The following is a 16,438-nucleotide window of genomic DNA, read 5'->3' as shown; positions in this document are numbered from 1 at the left end:
TCGGCCCGGCCTGCGTATTCTGGAACCGGTGTCAGTCCGCCACGAATCCGCGCTTGCGCAGCAGCGCATCCGATGCCGGCATGCGCCCGCGAAACGCCGTGTAGAGATCCGCGGCATCGCGGGAATTGCCGGCCGAATAGACGTGCTGCCGAAGCCGCTCCGCGGTGCCCGGATCGAAGGGATCGCCGGTCTCCTCGAAGGCCTCGAAGGCGTCCGCGTCCAGCACTTCCGACCACATGTAGGAATAGTATCCCGCCGAATAGCCGTCGCCCGAGAAGATGTGCGCGAAGTGCGGCGAGCGGTGGCGCATGACGATCTCGGCCGGCATGCCGAGGTCGTCCAGCATCGCCCGCTCGGCCGCCAGCGGCTTGTCGGGCACCTCCGTCATTTCGTGCAGCCCCAGATCGATCAGCGCCGAGGCGGTATATTCCACGGTGTCGAACCCGGCATCGAAGCTCTTGGCGGCGAGCATCTTGTCGAGCAGCGGCTTCGGCAGGGGGGCGTCAGTGCTTACATGCCGGGCATGCTGTTCCAGCACCGAGGGCACCGTCAGCCAGTGCTCGTAGAGCTGCGAGGGCAGTTCGACGAAGTCGCGCGCCACCGCCGTTCCGGCAAGCGACGGCCAGGTCACGTCGGAGAGAAGGCCGTGCAGGGCGTGGCCGAATTCATGAAACAGCGTGCGCGCATCGTCCAGCGACAGCAGCGCCGGCTGCCCCGCGCTCGGCTTGGCGAAATTGCAGACGTTGTAGATGATCGGTAGCTGCCCGCCATCGAGCTTGTGCTGGCCGCGCAGGGCGCTCATCCAGGCGCCCGACCGCTTCGACTGCCGGGCGAAATAATCGCCGAGGAAGAGCCCGCGTGGCCGGCCGTCGCGGTCACTCACCTGCCAGGCCCGCACATCGGGATGCCAGGCCCTGGCGTCCGGCAGCGGCGTGAAGGTCAGGCCGAACAGCCGGCCCGCCACGTCGAAGGCGGCGGTGATCATCCGGTCGAGCTCGAAATACGGCTTCAGCTCGCTCTCGTCGATGGCGAACTCCGTCTGTCGGCGCTGCTCGGCGTAATAGCGCCAGTCCCACGGCGCCAGCGGATGATTGTCGCCCCGCCCGCCGGCCAGCTTGCGCAGCGCCGCGGCATCGCTGGCGGCGCGCGCCTTGGCGTGCTCCCAGACCTCTTCGAGGAGATTGCGCACGGCAGCGGGGGTCTTGGCCATCGTGTCGTCGAGCTTGTAGGCCGCGAAGCTCTCGAAGCCGAGCAGCCGCGCCTTCTCGCTGCGCAGCCGCAGGATGTCGGCCATGATCTGGCGGTTGTCGGAGGGGCCCTCGTTCTCGCCGCGGCTGGTCCAGTCGCGGAACACCGTCTCGCGCAGGTCCCGCCGGGTGGAATAGGACAGGAACGGAACGACCACCGACCGCGACAGGGTCACGGCATGCCCCTCGAGGCCGCGCTCGGCGGCAACGCCGGCCATGGTGGACACAAGATCGTCCGGCAGGCCGTCGAGGTCTTCCTTGCCGAGCGCCATCACCCAATCGTGTTCGTCCGCCAGGATGTTCTGGGAAAAGCGCGTGCCGAGGGACGACCGCTCGGCGTCGATCTCCGCCAGCCTCTCACGGTCGGCGCCCTCGAGGCGTGCGCCGCTGCGAACGAAGCTCGCATGCATGCGCTCCAGACACCGCAGATCCTCGGCCGACAGCTCTGCCAGCTCGGCCCGGCGCGCATGAACGGCGTCGATGCGAGCGAAAAGTTCAGCGTTGAGAGTGATTTGAGACGAGTGACGGGAGAGAAGCGGCGAAATGTCGCGCTCCACCTCCTGCAGCTGTGGGCTCGTATGGGCGCCGGCCAGGGTGAAGAAGATCCGCGCCACAGCCTCCAGTTGCCGACCGGCGCGCTCCAGCGCCGCCACCGTATTGTCGAAGCTCGCCGGGGCGGGATTGTCGGCGATCGCGGCAATCTCGGTCAGGTGCTCGGCCATCGCCGTGCGGAACGCGGCAGGAAAATCCTTGGCGCGAAACTGGTCGAAGTTCGGCACTTCGTTGGCTAATCCGCCAAGTTCATGATTGGTTTGCGTTACCGTGTGGGGGAAATCGTGCATCTGTCTCGCCTTTATCCGCCTCGGCTGTCGGCCGAACCCAAGCGTAGATGATGGGAGATGGGTTCGAATGGAAGGCCGTCGTGCTATTCTGCAAGAGCTGTGAAGCGAAATCGGTCGCTTCCGCTACGAGCGAGTGACGTCAATCGGAGCCGGTACGGCTCGCCGGAACATGTAAACGCAAGGGCCGCAATCATGTCGCAACTTCTACCGGGCAATGCCCTTGGCTTCGTCATTGTGGATCTCGGTCGGCTCTATCGCCAGGCCTTCGAGAAAGCCGTCATCGACGCCGGGCTGGAACTGACGCCAGGCGAAATCCGCGCGCTCGCCTATGTCGGCCGCTACAGCGGCTCGCGGCAGGCGGTCCTGGCCGAGCGCATGGGCGTCGAGCCGATGACCCTGTCGGCCTATCTCGACCGCCTGGAAGCGCGCGGCCTGATCAGCCGCTCGGTCGATCCCAACGACCGGCGCGCCAAGGTCATCGCGCCGACGAATTCGGCGGAACGGGTCTTCGAGGAAGCCCGCCCGGTCGCGCTGGCGGTCTACGAGCGCACCGTCAGCGGCCTGTCCGAGGACGAGCGCAAGACGGTCGACATGATCATGCGCAAGATGCGGGCGAACCTGACCAACATCCCGCTGAGCGACAGCGACGACGCCCCGGATGACAGGGCCGCACTGGCCGATGTCGGAGAAGACACGGTCAAGGGCGCCGCCTAGAGCCTCGCGTGCGACAAGACGCACAGGGGACGCTCCCGCCTGCCGAATGACCGCATCGTGCTTGTCCGGGAATCGATCGTCGTTTTCGGGCCGATGCTCTCGCCTGGCAGGGTTGGGCGACGGCCCTAGATGCCGGACGTCCTGGCACGGTGCCCTTCCTGCCGCGGCATCGCTTTCGCACCTCGAGACCGTCACCCATCACGGACCTTGCGCCTTGACCGCACATCCTGCCCGCGCTCCCATCATGTCGGAGCGGCGGACCAGCCTCATCGGCGGCTGCCTCGTGGCGATCGGCCCGATATCCATGGCGCTCTACACGCCCGCCATGCCGACGCTGGTCATTGAGTTCGACACCACCGAAGCCATGATCAAGCTGTCGCTGGCGGTCTATTTCGCCGGCTTCGCGTTGACCCAGCTCGTCTGCGGACCGGTGTCCGACGCGTTCGGGCGGCGCATCACCACGCTCGGCTTCATGGTGCTCTATCTCGCCGGCGCCATCCTGGCCATGGCGGCGGCGAACGTGGAAATGCTGATCGCCGCGCGCGTGCTCCAGGGCGTCGGCGCCTCGGTGGGTGTCGCCACGGCCCGCGCCATCGTGCGGGACCAGTTCGAGGGCGAAACGTCCTCACGCATCATGAACACGATCGGCATCATCCTGGCGCTGGGGCCGGCCGTGTCCCCGACCATCGGCGGGATCACGCTCGAACTCGCCGGCTGGTACGCAATCTTCGTCGTCATGGCGTTCTTCGGACTGATCGTCATCGGCGTCACCCTGGGCGCCATGCGCGAGACCGTCGTGCCCGATCCCAGCCGCATCCGGCCGAAGGCGATCCTGCATGCCTACCGCCGGCTCATCACCAACCGGCACTTCATGGCAACCAGCCTGACCGTCGCCGGCTCCGTGGGGGCGCTGTACACCCTCGCCACGGTGCTGCCCTTCGTGCTGATCGATCGGGCCGGACTGACGCCCACCCAGTACGGCATCGGGATGCTGGGCCAGTCCGGCATGTTCTTCTCGGGCTCGCTCGCCATGCGCTTCCTGATGACCCGCACCAGCGCCTATCGCCTGGTGCCGGTCGGTCTCGGCTTCATCGCCGCCGGCGCGATGGCCATGGCGATGTCGATCGCGCTTCTGCCGGTGTCCTATCTGTCGATCATGGTCCCGGTCGGCCTCTATGCCTTCGGCATCGCCTTCGTCATGCCGGCCATGACCACGGCGTCGCTGGCGCCCTTCCCGCACATGGCGGGCGCCGCCTCGGCAATGATGGGCTTCATCCAGATGGGCGCCGGCCTCGTCGGTGGTGCGATCTGCGCCTGGATCGGCGAGCCGGTCCTGGCCACCCAGATCGTCATTCCCGGTCTCGGGATGATCGCCGTCGCTTCCTATGCGGTCTATCGTACGTCGCCGCATCCGGCCGAGCCGGAGCCCCGGCCCGAGGTGCCGGCGCCGGAACTGCCCCATGACGGGCGTAGCTAGGGGCCGTGCGTCCGGCGAGGCGCAGACGCGCTCTCACGGGGCCGAACCTGCGTCTCGCCTTCCGATTCTCGGCCGGTGACCGGTCGACGCCGGATCAGAAGAGGCCGGGAATGATCCGCGCCGTGCGCGCCTTGTAGGCGCGGTATTCGTCGCCGAACGCCTCTTCCATCATCCGCTCTTCCGGGGCGACGCGGGCCGCAAAGAGGATGCCGAAGCCGATCAGGCCGGCCGGGCCGGCGATCCAGTTGGGCACCAGCAGCGCCTGCGCCAGCGCCATGGTCCAGAACGCCGTGTACATGGGGTGCCGTACCCGGCGGTAGATGCCGGACGTCACCAGCCTGTGCTTCTCGCGGATGTCGAGGGAGACCGACCACATCTTGCCGAGCGCCTTGTGGGTCTTGCGGAACAGCACCAGTGCGCCGGCCATGGCGACGAGACCGAGGCCGATCTGCCACCAGGCCGGATCGTAGGTGGCGCTCCGCGGCCAGCCGGTTGCCACGAACACCCCCGGCAGAAGCCCGAGGCCGGTCAGCGAGATCGCCATGCGCAGTGTTTCCGCCGGCCCGCGCCGCGTGCGCTCGACCCGGGTGCGCCTGGCGCGCCGCTCGAAGGGATAACGGATGACATACCAGCCGGCGACCATCAGTACCCATGCGACCGATCCAACAAGTGCGGGCGTCACGGCTTGGGCTCCGGGCCGGCTGCGGCGCGCGAAAGCGGCGGCAGGTCGACAGTCTCCAGGCGGCCGTAATCGGCCAGTGGGCGGGGTCCGAGCAGAAGCATGTGGAACGAATAGGCGTTGCGTCGCTCGACTGCGAGGACGAATTGCCGGTGCAGGCGGAAGAAATCGCGCTTGATGCGCCTGTAGGTCTCTGGCGTCACCAGCCGCTTGAAGCGGATCCGCACGACGATCGGGGTTTCGCCGCCCTGTATCCCCAGCGAGCGGGCCGGGTTCGACCGGTAGAAATTGATCGGGTCGGACAGCCCCTGGCAGTCGGTCCAGCCGATTCGTCGGGTCACGACCAGGTCGTGCACCGCCTGACGCTGCGCGCTCGCCGCCGGATGCAGCGCCGTCTTCATCAGGCTGGAGCCGACGGTCAGCACATGCAACGGCCGGTCGCAGCGCATCCCGTCGGCCAGCGCCCGGGCGAGCGCGAGGACGGCCAGGCTCGCGCCGAGGCTGTGGGCGGCGATGACGATCTCGCCTGCCTGCGTTTCGGCGACGGCACGATGCATCGCCTTGGCATGTTCGTCGATCCGTTGCGCGATGGCAGGATTGCGCCCGCGGCACAGATCGCGGGCCAGCGCCCAGTCGTCCATCGCCGTCAGGACATGCACCCGGCGGTCGGCCAGCATCAGCACCAGCCAGGCCGCCCCGAGCCCCGCCAATCCCGCGACAAGCACGCCGGCGACGCCTGTCAGCGGCAGCAGTGCGGCGACCAGACCCGCCACCAGCCATCCTCCCAGCAGCGCGGCGGCGATGACGACGAGCGGAAACAGGTAGAAGAACAGATAGCGCCAGCTCACACGGGCATAGCGGAACACCGTGCCGGTGAAGAGAAAGTCGGCAAGGCCGACTAGGCCGGCCGACAGGCGGCGGAGCGGCGAGTGTCCGGCATAGGACAGGATGAGATCGCTCCAGTCGCAGAAGACGAGATCGGTATGGGTGCGCCAGTCGCTGCCCGACAGTTCCGCCCGCAGCAGGCCGCGGCGCGTCGGCGCATCGCTTGCCTCGCGACGATCGGTGGGTTCGATGGCGAGCCGGGCATCCCAGATCGGCGCCGAACGGGCCGCAGCCCGGGCGAAGCGGTCCATATGGGCGGTGATCGGCATGGGCTCGAAGCCCGGAAACACAAACACCAGCCGTTTTTCGATCATGCCAACTCCAGTCGCGCAGAACGAGCGCGTGCGGAACATCCGGCCCGCCGGTCGCCCTTCCACGCGGTACTCCGCGCCCGACCGACCGCTACTTCACGTCGAGGCGTTTGAGAAGATGCGCGTCAGGGCTTCGGGTGGGCGCCGAAGATGCGGGCGAGGAATTCGTCCAGCCAGCGACGTACCGGCGCGTCGTAGATCGCCCGGCCGTCGAAATGCTTGCGACGTCCCTGAGCCCCCGGAAGGGCCAGGCGTTCGTGCCCGCGGGTCGTCCAGCGATGCATCATGGCCAGGGTGAGTTCGGCATGGAACTGGACGCCATAGGCATGCGGGCCGTAGCTGAAGGCCTGGTTCGGATACCAGTCCCCCTCGGCGAGCAGTGTCGCGCCCGACGGCAGATCGAAGCCTTCGCGGTGCCATTGATAGACCATCTCCGGCCAGTGCGGCAGCAGTGTGCGGCCCTGCGGGGTCGCCTTCAGCGGATAGAAACCCACCTCGGCCAGCCCCTCGTCATGGCTCCCCACGCTCGCGCCCAGATGTTTGGCGAGCATCTGGGCGCCGAGGCAGATGCCGAGAAAGGGACGCTCCTCGGCAAGCGGCACCTTCATCCACTCGATCTCGCGGACCAGATGGGCGTCGGTGTCGTTGGCGCTCGGCGGTCCGCCGAAGACGACCGCACCGCGATGTTCCTCCAGCGTTTCCGGCAGGGCGTCGCCCATGACGGGCCGGCGGATGTCCATGCCCACGCCATGGGCCTGGAACACCTGCCCGACCCGGCCCGGTGTCGAGCTTTCCTGATGCAGGACGACGAGGATCGGGCGAGGATCGTCGATCTCCAGCGTGTAGGCGTGCCGGGCGATCGCCTGGGCGACGGTCTCGGCGCCGTCGCTGATGCGCTTGTCGTAATAGGCCATGTAATCAGTCGGAGACCCCGCTCCTGCTCGCTGCCTCCCGCTTCATCAACATCCGATCCCGCGTCGAGACGCCGAGCAGGTCGGAGACGCGCCAGATCAGATTGTCCTCCAACTCGTGGACCGAACCGTCTGCATAGGTCACCTCCCATAGGAGCTCCACGAAGCGGACTCGCTCAGCCTCCCCCAGCCGGCTCTTCAGGACCGAGGTGAAATTGTAGAGGTCCACGGCCTCGGTATCGGCCTCCCCGCCGGCTTCCGCGATCCTGTCCACCTCCTCCGGTGCCAGCGCGAATTCCTCGCGCAGAACGGCGTGGAGGCGCGTGCGCTCCTCCTCGGTCACCACGCCGTCCGCCCGCACGACGTGAAACAGCAGGGCGGCGGTGGCCACGCGCACGTCGTCGGCGGGATCCGGGCGGTCGTCCGCCGGTCCGCTGCCGATATTCCGCAGGAAATCCCGAAATGCCTCGAACATCAATCCTCGCCGTGGATGGCCTTCGGCCGGTCAGGGCCCGTCAGCCGAACCGCGCTTCCTTGCGCTCTTCGCTGGTCGGCGCAGGTTTGGCTTCCTTCGGCGCGTCGCCCGTGCCGGCCTTTTTCGGTTCGACAGGCGGTGCCGCAGGGGTCGGTTCCCTGGGCACTGGCGGAGGCGCGGCCGGAGCGGCGCCCGCACCGTTGGCGGCAGGCTTTACCGCCGGCTCGGTCTTTGCCGCAGGTTCGGACTTGCCGGACGCCGCAGGCTCGGGAGTGGTCACTGCCGGCGTGACCGGGGCGGCGGGCTTCGTGCTCTCTGGGGCGGACGCCTCGGGGCCGATCGTCCTGGCCTCGGCGCGATCAGCAGCCTCCGCCTCGTGGGCATCGATCATTGGACCGTCATGCTCGCCGATCCGCTCCACCGGCACCTTCCACTCGAAGGCGTCGATACGCCCGGTCACCGGCGAGACCGGTGCCCATGTCCGCGAGACGAAACCATCGGCGGTCCAGGCCGGATCGCGAGGCGCCCGGATGGCGCGTCCCAGCCATTCGCGCACCCGGCCGACTTCGCCGGTCTGCGCTTCCTCGATGTCGGCGAGCAGGAGATAGGTGCTCTCGCGCGGCTCCGCATCGGCCGCCGCCAGGGCGGATTTGCGGGCCAGTTCGAATTCCCCGGCGTCGAGCGCTGCCCTGGCGAGGCACATCTCGGCGGCCGCGCCCCCATGCAGCCCGTGCAGCTTGCGCGCGCGCTTCAATCGGTCTTCGGGCGAATCGCCCGGCCGGGCATGCACATAGGCCTCGGCGATGTCGGGATGCGGCTGGCTCGACCAGCTCGTTTCCAGCACCTTGGATCCGCGCCTCAGGTNGGTCTTCGGGCGAATCGCCCGGCCGGGCATGCACATAGGCCTCGGCGATGTCGGGATGCGGCTGGCTCGACCAGCTCGTTTCCAGCACCTTGGATCCGCGCCTCAGGTCGCCCAAACGGAACAGCGCCTCGGCCGCCACCAGGGCGGCCGGCGGCAGGTTCGGCGCGAGCTTCTGTGCTTCCAGCCCGGCACTCTTGGCGGCGGACGGATCGCGCTCCGAAAGGGTCATGGCCTTGGCTGTCAGGAGCACGGCGCGCAACCGCTTGGATTCGTCGCGGTCGACCAGACGCGTGTTCTTCTGCGCTTCCAGGATCGCCAGCGCACCATCCCAGTCGCCGGCCAGCGACTTCGATTCCAGCACGGCGCCGCCGGCCCAGGGCACATGCGGCGCAATCCGCACTGCCCGCTCGGCATAATGGCGCGCCGCGGATTCGTCGCCGACGCGCTCGGCTTCCAGAAACAGGCCGCGCAACGCCAGGAGACGGGTCTCGGGGTCACGCTCCATCTGCTCGAAGGCGGAACGGGCACGGGCATGGTCGCCCTCGATCATCGCCGTCTGGGCGTCGAGGAAACGGATCAGCGGCTCTTGGCGCGCGCTCAGGAGCTTGTCGCTGCGCTTGGTCATGCGCCGGGCGAGGATGGCGTCGCCGGCCCCGGCCGCAATGATGCCGCTCGACAGCGCCTTGTAGCCGCGGTCGCGCCGGCGGGTACTCCACCAGTGGCCGATCGCGCCGGGTGTCGCGAAGAACGCGCGCACCAGCCCCACCACCAGGAGCACGGCGAAGATCAGGAGGCCGAGGCTGATCAGGAAGACCATCAGGCTGGTCTCGACCTGTTGGCCCTGCCAGACGAAGGTGACGCTTCCCGGATTGTCGGCCAGCCAGGCAAAACCGATGCCGGCGGCCAGAACGACGAGAAGGAAGGCGAGGATTCGCAGCATGTCTGTTCCTTAGCCCTGGTTGTCCTGGGCGGCCGGGGGTGCCGGCGCCGTGGCCGACGCAAGCGCGTCGGCAATGACCCGGTCGGCGGTCAGCCGGGCTTCCACCTGATCGGCGAAGTCCTGGCTCGCCGTCCTGGCTGCCTCGGGAAGCGTCTGCCATTCTTCGGTCCAGCCGGCGAGATCGCCCGCGCCGATCGCGGCGTCGAGCCGTGCCAGGCTGGCATTGGGTCCGCCTTCGCCGGGCGTCGCCGAGGCCGACGGCTCGACGGGCCGCACCTGCACCAGCGAGCGCAGGCCCGACAGAAGCTGGTCACCCACCGGCGCATCCGGCGCGACGGGCGTCAGCTGTGCGGCGATGCGGTCCTCGACGTCGGGCCAGCGCGAGGCCAGCTCCTGCTCGGTCGGCACGCCGTCCGCCGCAAGCGCGCGCAATTCCTCGGTCGCACCCTCGCCGCCGGCGATCTGGGCGTAGTTCTCGAGCTGCTGCATGAACGGGCCGCCCGTATCGATGGCCGACTTGAGATTGGCGGCCGCAAAGGCCTGGGACGCCTGCAGATTGCGCGCCTCGACGGCGGCGATCCGGCTGTCGATGTCCGAAAGCGTCTCGTTGATCGCTGTCACGCCGTCCTGAGCGCCGGACGCCGTCTCCTGGGCCGCGCTGGCGGCCTCATTGGCCGAATCGGCGCTCGACTGGGCGGCGGCTGCAGCCTCCTGGGCCTGCGTCGCAGCTGCCTCTGCAGCCGTTGCCGTCTCCTGCGCCGTCGTCGCGGTCTCTTGGGCGGCGCTCGCGGTCTGGCCGGCCTGATCGGCCGATTGCTGGGCGGCGTTCGCGGTCTGGGTCGCGCTCTCCGCTGCCTGGCTGGCTGCCTCCGCGGCCGTCGCGGCGCTGTCGTCGGCCGGGGCTGCCGCCGCCTGTTCCAGCGCGTCGACGCGTGCCGTCAGGGCCTGCGCCCCCTCGTCGTCGGCGGGCGTGGCCGGAAGCGCCGAGACCTGCTCGCGCAACGCTGCCAGTTCGCCGCTCAGATCCTGCACCGTGGTCGTACTGGCATACTCGCCCTCGGCGACCTGTTCCTGAGCCCCGAGGCTCGGCAGATAACCCGCCGACTGCAGGGCCGCGCCTCCAATTAGCGCGACGATCGCGCCGACGATGCCGGCCGCGGCCGCTCCGCCGAAGCCGAGCCCCGACGAGGTCTCTTTCGCGGCCGGGGTCGGCGTCCGCGCCGGGGACGCTCCGTCCGCGCGGGACGCACTTGCGCTGGAGGTGCTGGAGGTGGGCGTCGAAGCACCGGTCGACGCGGAGGACGGTTTGCTCGCCGTGCCGGCGGACGGCGTGCTGCTGGATGTCGTGGTGGAGGGGCCGGGGGTCGCACGCGGGCCCGTCGGTCCGGACCCGATGGCCTTGCCGGCTGTCGAACCGGAGGACATGGCGGATGGGGAAGCGGCCGACGACGCGGGCTTCGCGCTCGAGCCTGACGTGGCAGACGCGCCGCTCGGGGCGGACGATCCCGAACCGGTCGAGCCGGGCGTGGACGACGCCGCACTGCTCGCCGCGGCCGGCTTGGCGGAGCCGGAGACCGGGCTGCCGGAAGATGGCGTTGTCGTCTTCGAGGGCGTTCCCGAAGACGCGGAGGGGGATGACGTCGTCGATGCTGCGGCCGGCGACGGCGTGCCCGGGGTCGACGACTTTGCGGCGTCGGTCTTCGGGCTTGCCGAGACAGGAGCCGCGCTTGCCGCAGCCGCCGTCGCGCCGGTGGCCTTTGCCGTGTCCGACGGCTTGGGACCGTCCGCAGGCTTGGACGTCGCGGACGCAGCGGTTGCCGGATTCGGCGTCTCGGCCTTGCCGGCATCATCCTTGGCAGCGTCGCTCTTGCTTGCCGCCGGGGTTGCCGGCTTGGCCGAGCTAGCCGGTGACGCATCGTCCGCCTTCGACCCGGACGTGCTCGTGCCGCGGCTGGAGGTGTATTTCACGTCGCTCTTGGCCGTGTCGGCCGATGCCGCCGGTCTGGCGCTCGCTGCCGGGCCGGCCTTGTCGTCCTGCGCAGCACCGGTCGGGCCCGTCGGGGCATCGGGCCGGGCGGATGCCTTCGGATCGCTGGCGTTCTTGTCGTTGTCGGTCACCGGTTTGTTCTTTTCCGCCTTGAGGTCGATCGTCTGGCCGCGCGTCTTGGTCGGCCGAGTGCGCCGGGGACGGTTGGTCATCGCGTCTGCTCCATTCTCACCGGGCTCGGCAGGGATATCGGCTGGATGTCCGCACCGTACGCATTCACGCTATTCGTCCTTCATTCCCATGGGTCGCGCAAGCACCGCATGAAACCTGACCCATCAACTAGGTTAGTCGAGCCGTTCGAAAAGCGAGACAAGCCGTGTGTCGCGAGATAGTTGCGCCGTTTCGGCTAGATTCGGCGGCAGGGCGGCGGCGATTCTCGCCGACAAGGCCAGGATCTGCGGGGGCGGGGTGAAGAGGTCGGCAAACCGCGCGACGAGGTCTCCATAGGTCGCCGCCTGCCCGGCCGAAAGCAGCAGCACCGCATCGGGCGGCCCGGCCCCGAGAGCCGCAACGACGGCGGCGCGCTCGGGACGCAGCGCGATCGTCTCGTAGACCTCCCAGACCCGGCAGCCGACGCCGGCCGCCGACAGCGCGGTCTCCAGCGTGCCCGTGCGCGGACGCCCGGCGGCATAGAGGATCGTGTCTGCCCCGCCGAAACCCGCCGCGAAGGCCAGCCGGCCGATGCTCTGGGCCTCGCCCGCAGCGACGCGCACGTCGGGAAAACCTGCTGCCGCGAGCGCCGCGCCGGTGCGCTCCCCGACCGCGAAGACCGGTCGTGCATCACCGGGAAAGGCAGCGGCCAGCGCGGGAACGGCCCGGGCGCTGGTCGCTGCGAATCCGGCGAACGCGCCCGCTGGTGCCGGACCGGCGATCGCCTGCGACGATTCCAGCGGCAGCACCAGCGGCTCATGGCCCCGCGCTGCCAGGTCGTCGGCCGTTCGTGCCGCCGCCTGAGCCTCCCGCAGGATCAGGATCCGGACCATCGCCGCGCCAGCCGTTCCTTCAGGCGCCCCAGCCGTCGAAGAAGCCCGGCCCGGCGGCATCGAGCACGTCGCGGCCGGCAAGCCTGCCCAGCGCTTGGGCCTCGGTTGCGATGCCGGTGCGCCGCGTCTCGTGCATCTGGCTGCCATCCGGGGTGAGGATCATGCCGTGCAGGGTGATCGTGCCATCGGCCAGCACCGCATGGGCGGCGATCGGTGTGCGGCAGGAGCCGTCGAGCTCGGCGAGGAACGCCCGCTCGGCCGTCAGCGCCACCGTCGTCCACGGGTCGGCGATCGCCGCCACGAGGTCGTGCACCCGTTCGTCGCCGATCCGGTTCTGGATGCAGATCGCCCCCTGCCCCGGCGCCGGCGGAAAGCGGTCGACCTCCAGGATCTCCGTCGCCACGTCGCTCATCGCCATGCGGTTGAGGCCGGCGAGCGCCAGCAGCGTGGCATCCACGTGCCCTTCCTCCAGCTTGCGCAGCCGGCTCTGGACGTTGCCGCGGAAGGTGATCACCTTGAGATCCGGGCGCAGCCGCTTCAGCAACGACTGGCGGCGCAGCGAGGCCGAACCGATGGTCGCCCCGTGCGGCAGCTCGGCTATGGTGGGCGCGGTGCGGCCGATGAAGGCGTCGCGCACGTCCTCGCGGGGCAGATAGGCTGAGACTTCCAGTCCCTCCGGCGAGGCGGTCGCCATGTCCTTGGACGAATGGGCGGCGATGTCGATGCGCCCGTCGAGCAGCGCCGCCTCGATCTCCTTGGTGAAGAGGCCCTTGCCGCCCACTTCCGACAGGGGCCGGTCGAGGATGCGATCGCCAGTCGTCGAGATCACCTCGATCTCGAAGGCTTCTTCCGGCAGGCCGTGCGCTGCCATCAGCCGGGCGCGCACCTCGCTCGCCTGCGCCTGGGCGAGCTGGCTTCCGCGCGTGCCGATCCGGATGATGCTGTCGCTGGCCATGGTCTGTCCCGTCTGTTGCTGTCGATGTGGTCCTGCCTCGTTCATAGGACGCCGGAGCGCCCACCGGAACCGCCCCGGCGGGATTTTCGGAAATGCCCCGCCGGTCATCGACACCGGAGATCGGCGGTGGCGGGACGCGCCCCGATCGCCTATGTCGGCGGCACGCCATCACCGCCCGGACCCGACGTGACGCCCGAATTGCCCCGCCCCCTGATCCTCGGCATCGAGACGAGCTGCGACGAGACCGCTGCCGCCGTCGTCGGCCGCGACGGTGCGGGCGCGCCGGTGATCCTGTCCAACGTGGTGCTGAGCCAGGTCGAGGAACATGCCGCCTTCGGCGGCGTCGTGCCCGAGATCGCTGCCCGCGCCCATGTCGAGGCGCTGGACGGCATCGTCCGGGCAGCGATGGACGAGGCCGGTATCGGCTTCGGCGATTTGTCGGCGGTGGCGGCAACGACCGGGCCCGGCCTCGTCGGCGGCCTGATCGTCGGGGCGATGACCGGCAAGGCGATCGCCGCCGCGCGCGGCCTGCCCTTCCTGGCGATCAACCATCTGGAAGGCCACGCCCTGACGCCGCGCCTGACCGACCGGCTCGCCTATCCCTATCTGCTGCTGCTGGTCTCCGGCGGCCACAGCCAGATCGTGCTGGTGCGCGGCCTCGGCGCCTACGAGCGCTGGGGCACGACCATCGACGACGCGCTGGGCGAGGCCTTTGACAAGACCGCCAAGCTGCTCGGCCTGCCCAATCCCGGCGGGCCCCATGTGGAAACCCGCGCCGCTGCCGGCGACCCGAAGCGCTTTGCCCTGCCGCGCCCGATGAAGGGCCACCCGCGGCTGGACTTCTCCTTCTCCGGCCTGAAGACCGCCCTGCGCCTCGCCGCCGAAGCCGCCGCGCCGCTGTCGCCCGGCGATGTCGACGATCTGTGTGCCGGCTTCCAGGCCGCGGCAGCCGACAGCCTGGCGGACCGGGTGGGCCGTGCCCTGACGCAGTTCCGTGCGCGGTTTCCCGATCTCGCCGATCCGGTGCTGGCGGTGGCCGGCGGCGTCGCGGCCAACCGGGCGATCCGCACGGCGCTGGAGGCCGAAACGGTGCGGACCGGTGTCCGGCTGGTGGCGCCGCCGGCCGCGCTCTGCACCGACAATGCCGCCATGATCGCCCATGCCGGGCTCGAACGCTTCGAGGCCGGGCTGGTCGACGGCCTCGATGCGCCGGTTCGCTCGCGCTGGCCGCTGGACGGCGATTCGGCGCCGATGATCGGCTTCGGCCGGCGCGGAGCCAAGGCATGAGCGGCTTTGCGATTGTCGGCGGCGGCGCCTGGGGCACCGCGCTGGGGTGCCTCTATGCGCGCGCCGGCCATGCGCCGCGGATCCTGGCCCGCGATGGCGAAACGGTCGCCGCGATCAACCAGACCCGCCGCAACCCGCGCTATCTACCCGACACGCCGCTGCCCGAGGGTCTGAGCGCGACGACCGACTCGGCCGCGGCACTGGCGGGCGCGCATACCATCCTGTTCGTCGTGCCGGCCCAGAGCCTGCGCAGCGTCGCAGCCAGCCTGGCGCCGCATGTCGGTGCAGATGCCGTGGCAATCCTCTGCTCCAAGGGTATCGAACGCGACACCGGCCGCTTCGCCACGGCGATCCTGGAAGCGGAACTGCCGGGCCGCCGGCTCGCCGTGCTCTCCGGCCCGAGCTTTGCCGCCGACGTGGCGCGCAGCCTGCCCACCGCGGTCACCGTTGCGGCCGCGCAGGCCGAGACCGCCGATGCCACCGCCCGGCTCCTGTCGACCGACACATTCCGCTGCTACGCCTCCGCCGACATGCGCGGCGTCGAGGCCGGCGGATCCCTGAAGAACGTCCTGGCGCTGGCCGCCGGCGCAGTGGCCGGCCGCGGCCTCGGCGCCTCCGCCCAGGCCGCCATCGTCACCCGCGGCTTCGTCGAGCTGCGCCGCCTCGGTGCGGCGCTCGGCGGCCAGCCGGAGACGCTGATGGGGCTCTCCGGCCTCGGCGATCTCGTCCTCACCTGCTCCAGTGCCCAGTCGCGCAATTTCGCCTATGGCATGGCGCTCGGGCGCGGCGACGATCGCACCGGACTGAAGCTTGCCGAGGGAGTCTTCACCGCCGAGATCGCCGCCCGCCTTGCTAAGACCCATGGCATCGACGCGCCGATCATCGCGACCGTCGCCGCCATCCTGGCCGGCAAGCTCGACATGGACGCGGCGATCGAGGCCCTGCTCGCCCGCCCCCTGAAGCGGGAAACCGTTTGAACCCGCGGCACAAGGCTGCAGCCTGCATGCCGTTCCGCTGAACCGAAAGACGAGGATCACCCGATGCTCTTTGCCATTCTCTGCGACGACAAGCCGGATTCGCTGCAACTGCGCCTCGACACCCGCGCCGACCATCTCGCCTTTCTCGACGGTCTCGGCGACGCGCTGAGATTCGCCGGCCCCTTCCTCGGGCCCGACGACAAGCCCTGCGGCAGTCTCGTGGTGATCGAGGCGGACTCGCTAGAGGCGGCGAAGGCGACGGCGGCCAGGGACCCCTATGCCGGTGTCGGGCTCTTCGCCAAGGTCGATGTGCGCCCCTGGAACTGGGCCATCAAGAACCCGGCTGCGACGGCATGAGCGGGGACATGCGCTACTGGCTGTTCAAGTCCGAGCCGTTCAAATGGTCCTTCGACCACCAGAAGAAGGCCGGCGACAAGGGGCAGGAGTGGGACGGCGTCCGCAACTACCAGGCCCGCAACTTCATGCGCGAGATGAAGGTCGGCGACCGCGGCTTCTTCTACCATTCCAACGAGGGCAAGGCCGTCGTCGGGATCGTCGAGGTGATCGCCGAGGCGCATCCCGATTCCACGGCCAAGGACGGCAAGTGGGAGTGCGTCGACATCAAGGCGCTGATGGACGTGCCCGACCCGGTGACCCTCGACGCGGTCAAGGCCGAGCCGGCGCTCAAGGACATGGTGCTGGTCAACAATTCCCGTCTTTCGGTGCAGCCGGTCGAGCCGGACGAGTTCCGCAAGGTCTGCCAGATGGGCGGTCTCGATCCCGCCAGGGCCATGGGCAAATAACCGCAACCGCGACATCCTCGCCCATCGCGGGAACGGAGCC

The 16,438-nt window shown here is 69.5% G+C and carries 17 protein-coding genes; 7 read left to right on the top strand and 10 right to left on the bottom strand.

From position 1 onward, the window contains the following. Positions 1–31: 31 nt before the first annotated feature. A complete protein-coding gene (locus VQ042_RS12835; protein WP_331819830.1) occupies positions 32–2,089 on the bottom strand; it encodes a M3 family metallopeptidase in 2,058 nt (685 codons plus the stop codon). Between the two features lie 192 nt (positions 2,090–2,281). On the opposite strand from VQ042_RS12835, the gene VQ042_RS12830 reads away from it, so the two are divergent. Then, positions 2,282–2,803 (top strand): MarR family winged helix-turn-helix transcriptional regulator, encoded by a 522-nt coding sequence (locus tag VQ042_RS12830; protein ID WP_331819828.1) that lies wholly within the window; start codon positions 2,282–2,284, stop codon positions 2,801–2,803. A 244-nt stretch (positions 2,804–3,047) separates the two neighbouring features. Further along, the gene (locus tag VQ042_RS12825) at positions 3,048–4,280 is read left to right on the top strand and encodes a multidrug effflux MFS transporter (protein ID WP_442880076.1); all 1,233 of its coding nucleotides are present in this window, start codon (positions 3,048–3,050) and stop codon (positions 4,278–4,280) included. A gap of 94 nt (positions 4,281–4,374) precedes the next feature. On the opposite strand, the gene VQ042_RS12820 is transcribed toward VQ042_RS12825, so the two are convergent. The 7 genes from VQ042_RS12820 to VQ042_RS12790 all read right to left on the bottom strand — a co-directional run bounded on the left by VQ042_RS12820 (position 4,375) and on the right by VQ042_RS12790 (position 10,378). Continuing rightward, the gene (locus VQ042_RS12820) at positions 4,375–4,962 is read right to left on the bottom strand and encodes a protein-S-isoprenylcysteine O-methyltransferase (RefSeq protein ID WP_331819824.1); all 588 of its coding nucleotides are present in this window, start codon (positions 4,960–4,962) and stop codon (positions 4,375–4,377) included. Continuing rightward, positions 4,959–6,158 (bottom strand): SoxR reducing system RseC family protein, encoded by a 1,200-nt coding sequence (locus VQ042_RS12815; RefSeq protein ID WP_331819822.1) that lies wholly within the window; start codon positions 6,156–6,158, stop codon positions 4,959–4,961. The genes VQ042_RS12820 and VQ042_RS12815 overlap by 4 nt, the downstream gene beginning before the upstream one ends. A gap of 122 nt (positions 6,159–6,280) precedes the next feature. Then, positions 6,281–7,069, bottom strand: coding sequence for a glutamine amidotransferase (locus VQ042_RS12810; RefSeq protein WP_331819820.1), 789 nt, complete (start codon positions 7,067–7,069; stop codon positions 6,281–6,283). A 4-nt stretch (positions 7,070–7,073) separates the two neighbouring features. Further along, a complete protein-coding gene (locus VQ042_RS12805) occupies positions 7,074–7,541 on the bottom strand; it encodes a tellurite resistance TerB family protein (RefSeq protein WP_331819818.1) in 468 nt (155 codons plus the stop codon). A gap of 40 nt (positions 7,542–7,581) precedes the next feature. Then, the gene (locus tag VQ042_RS12800; RefSeq protein ID WP_331819816.1) at positions 7,582–7,932 is read right to left on the bottom strand and encodes a hypothetical protein; all 351 of its coding nucleotides are present in this window, start codon (positions 7,930–7,932) and stop codon (positions 7,582–7,584) included. A 7-nt stretch (positions 7,933–7,939) separates the two neighbouring features. Continuing rightward, positions 7,940–9,346 carry a heme biosynthesis protein HemY gene (locus VQ042_RS12795; RefSeq protein WP_331819814.1) on the bottom strand — a complete coding sequence of 469 codons (1,407 nt, stop codon included), beginning with the start codon at positions 9,344–9,346 and terminating at the stop codon, positions 7,940–7,942. 9 nt (positions 9,347–9,355) lie between these two features. Then, a complete protein-coding gene (locus VQ042_RS12790) occupies positions 9,356–10,378 on the bottom strand; it encodes a COG4223 family protein (protein WP_331819812.1) in 1,023 nt (340 codons plus the stop codon). A 115-nt stretch (positions 10,379–10,493) separates the two neighbouring features. Between VQ042_RS12790 and VQ042_RS12785 the strand changes: the two genes are divergently transcribed. Beyond that, entirely contained in the window at positions 10,494–11,657 is a 1,164-nt protein-coding gene (locus VQ042_RS12785) for a hypothetical protein (RefSeq protein WP_331819810.1), read from the top strand. Positions 11,658–11,677: 20 nt separating this feature from the next. On the opposite strand, the gene VQ042_RS12780 is transcribed toward VQ042_RS12785, so the two are convergent. Together VQ042_RS12780 and hemC are read right to left on the bottom strand one after the other, a co-directional pair. Next, entirely contained in the window at positions 11,678–12,376 is a 699-nt protein-coding gene (locus tag VQ042_RS12780) for a uroporphyrinogen-III synthase (protein ID WP_331819808.1), read from the bottom strand. Positions 12,377–12,395: 19 nt separating this feature from the next. Beyond that, positions 12,396–13,331, bottom strand: a complete 936-nt coding sequence (gene hemC, locus VQ042_RS12775) for a hydroxymethylbilane synthase (protein WP_331819806.1) — start codon at positions 13,329–13,331, stop codon at positions 12,396–12,398. 210 nt (positions 13,332–13,541) lie between these two features. Here hemC and tsaD point away from each other — a divergent pair, with 210 nt between their 5' ends. From tsaD to VQ042_RS12755, 4 genes are all read left to right on the top strand, one after another. Further along, positions 13,542–14,618: a tRNA (adenosine(37)-N6)-threonylcarbamoyltransferase complex transferase subunit TsaD gene (tsaD, locus tag VQ042_RS12770; protein ID WP_331819862.1), complete on the top strand. Its 1,077-nt coding sequence runs from the start codon at positions 13,542–13,544 to the stop codon at positions 14,616–14,618. Beyond that, positions 14,615–15,595, top strand: coding sequence for an NAD(P)H-dependent glycerol-3-phosphate dehydrogenase (locus VQ042_RS12765; protein ID WP_331819804.1), 981 nt, complete (start codon positions 14,615–14,617; stop codon positions 15,593–15,595). The genes tsaD and VQ042_RS12765 overlap by 4 nt, the downstream gene beginning before the upstream one ends. A gap of 63 nt (positions 15,596–15,658) precedes the next feature. Further along, a complete protein-coding gene (locus VQ042_RS12760) occupies positions 15,659–15,952 on the top strand; it encodes a YciI-like protein (protein WP_331819802.1) in 294 nt (97 codons plus the stop codon). Positions 15,953–15,960: 8 nt separating this feature from the next. Further along, on the top strand, positions 15,961–16,398 hold the full coding sequence (locus VQ042_RS12755; RefSeq protein ID WP_331819860.1) for an EVE domain-containing protein: 438 nt from the start codon (positions 15,961–15,963) through the stop codon (positions 16,396–16,398). Positions 16,399–16,438 lie beyond the last annotated feature (40 nt).

The sequence above is a fragment of the Aurantimonas sp. A2-1-M11 genome (genome assembly GCF_036549475.1).
Lineage (GTDB): Bacteria > Pseudomonadota > Alphaproteobacteria > Rhizobiales > Rhizobiaceae > Aurantimonas.
This window is presented reverse-complemented; position numbering and strand designations above follow the sequence as displayed.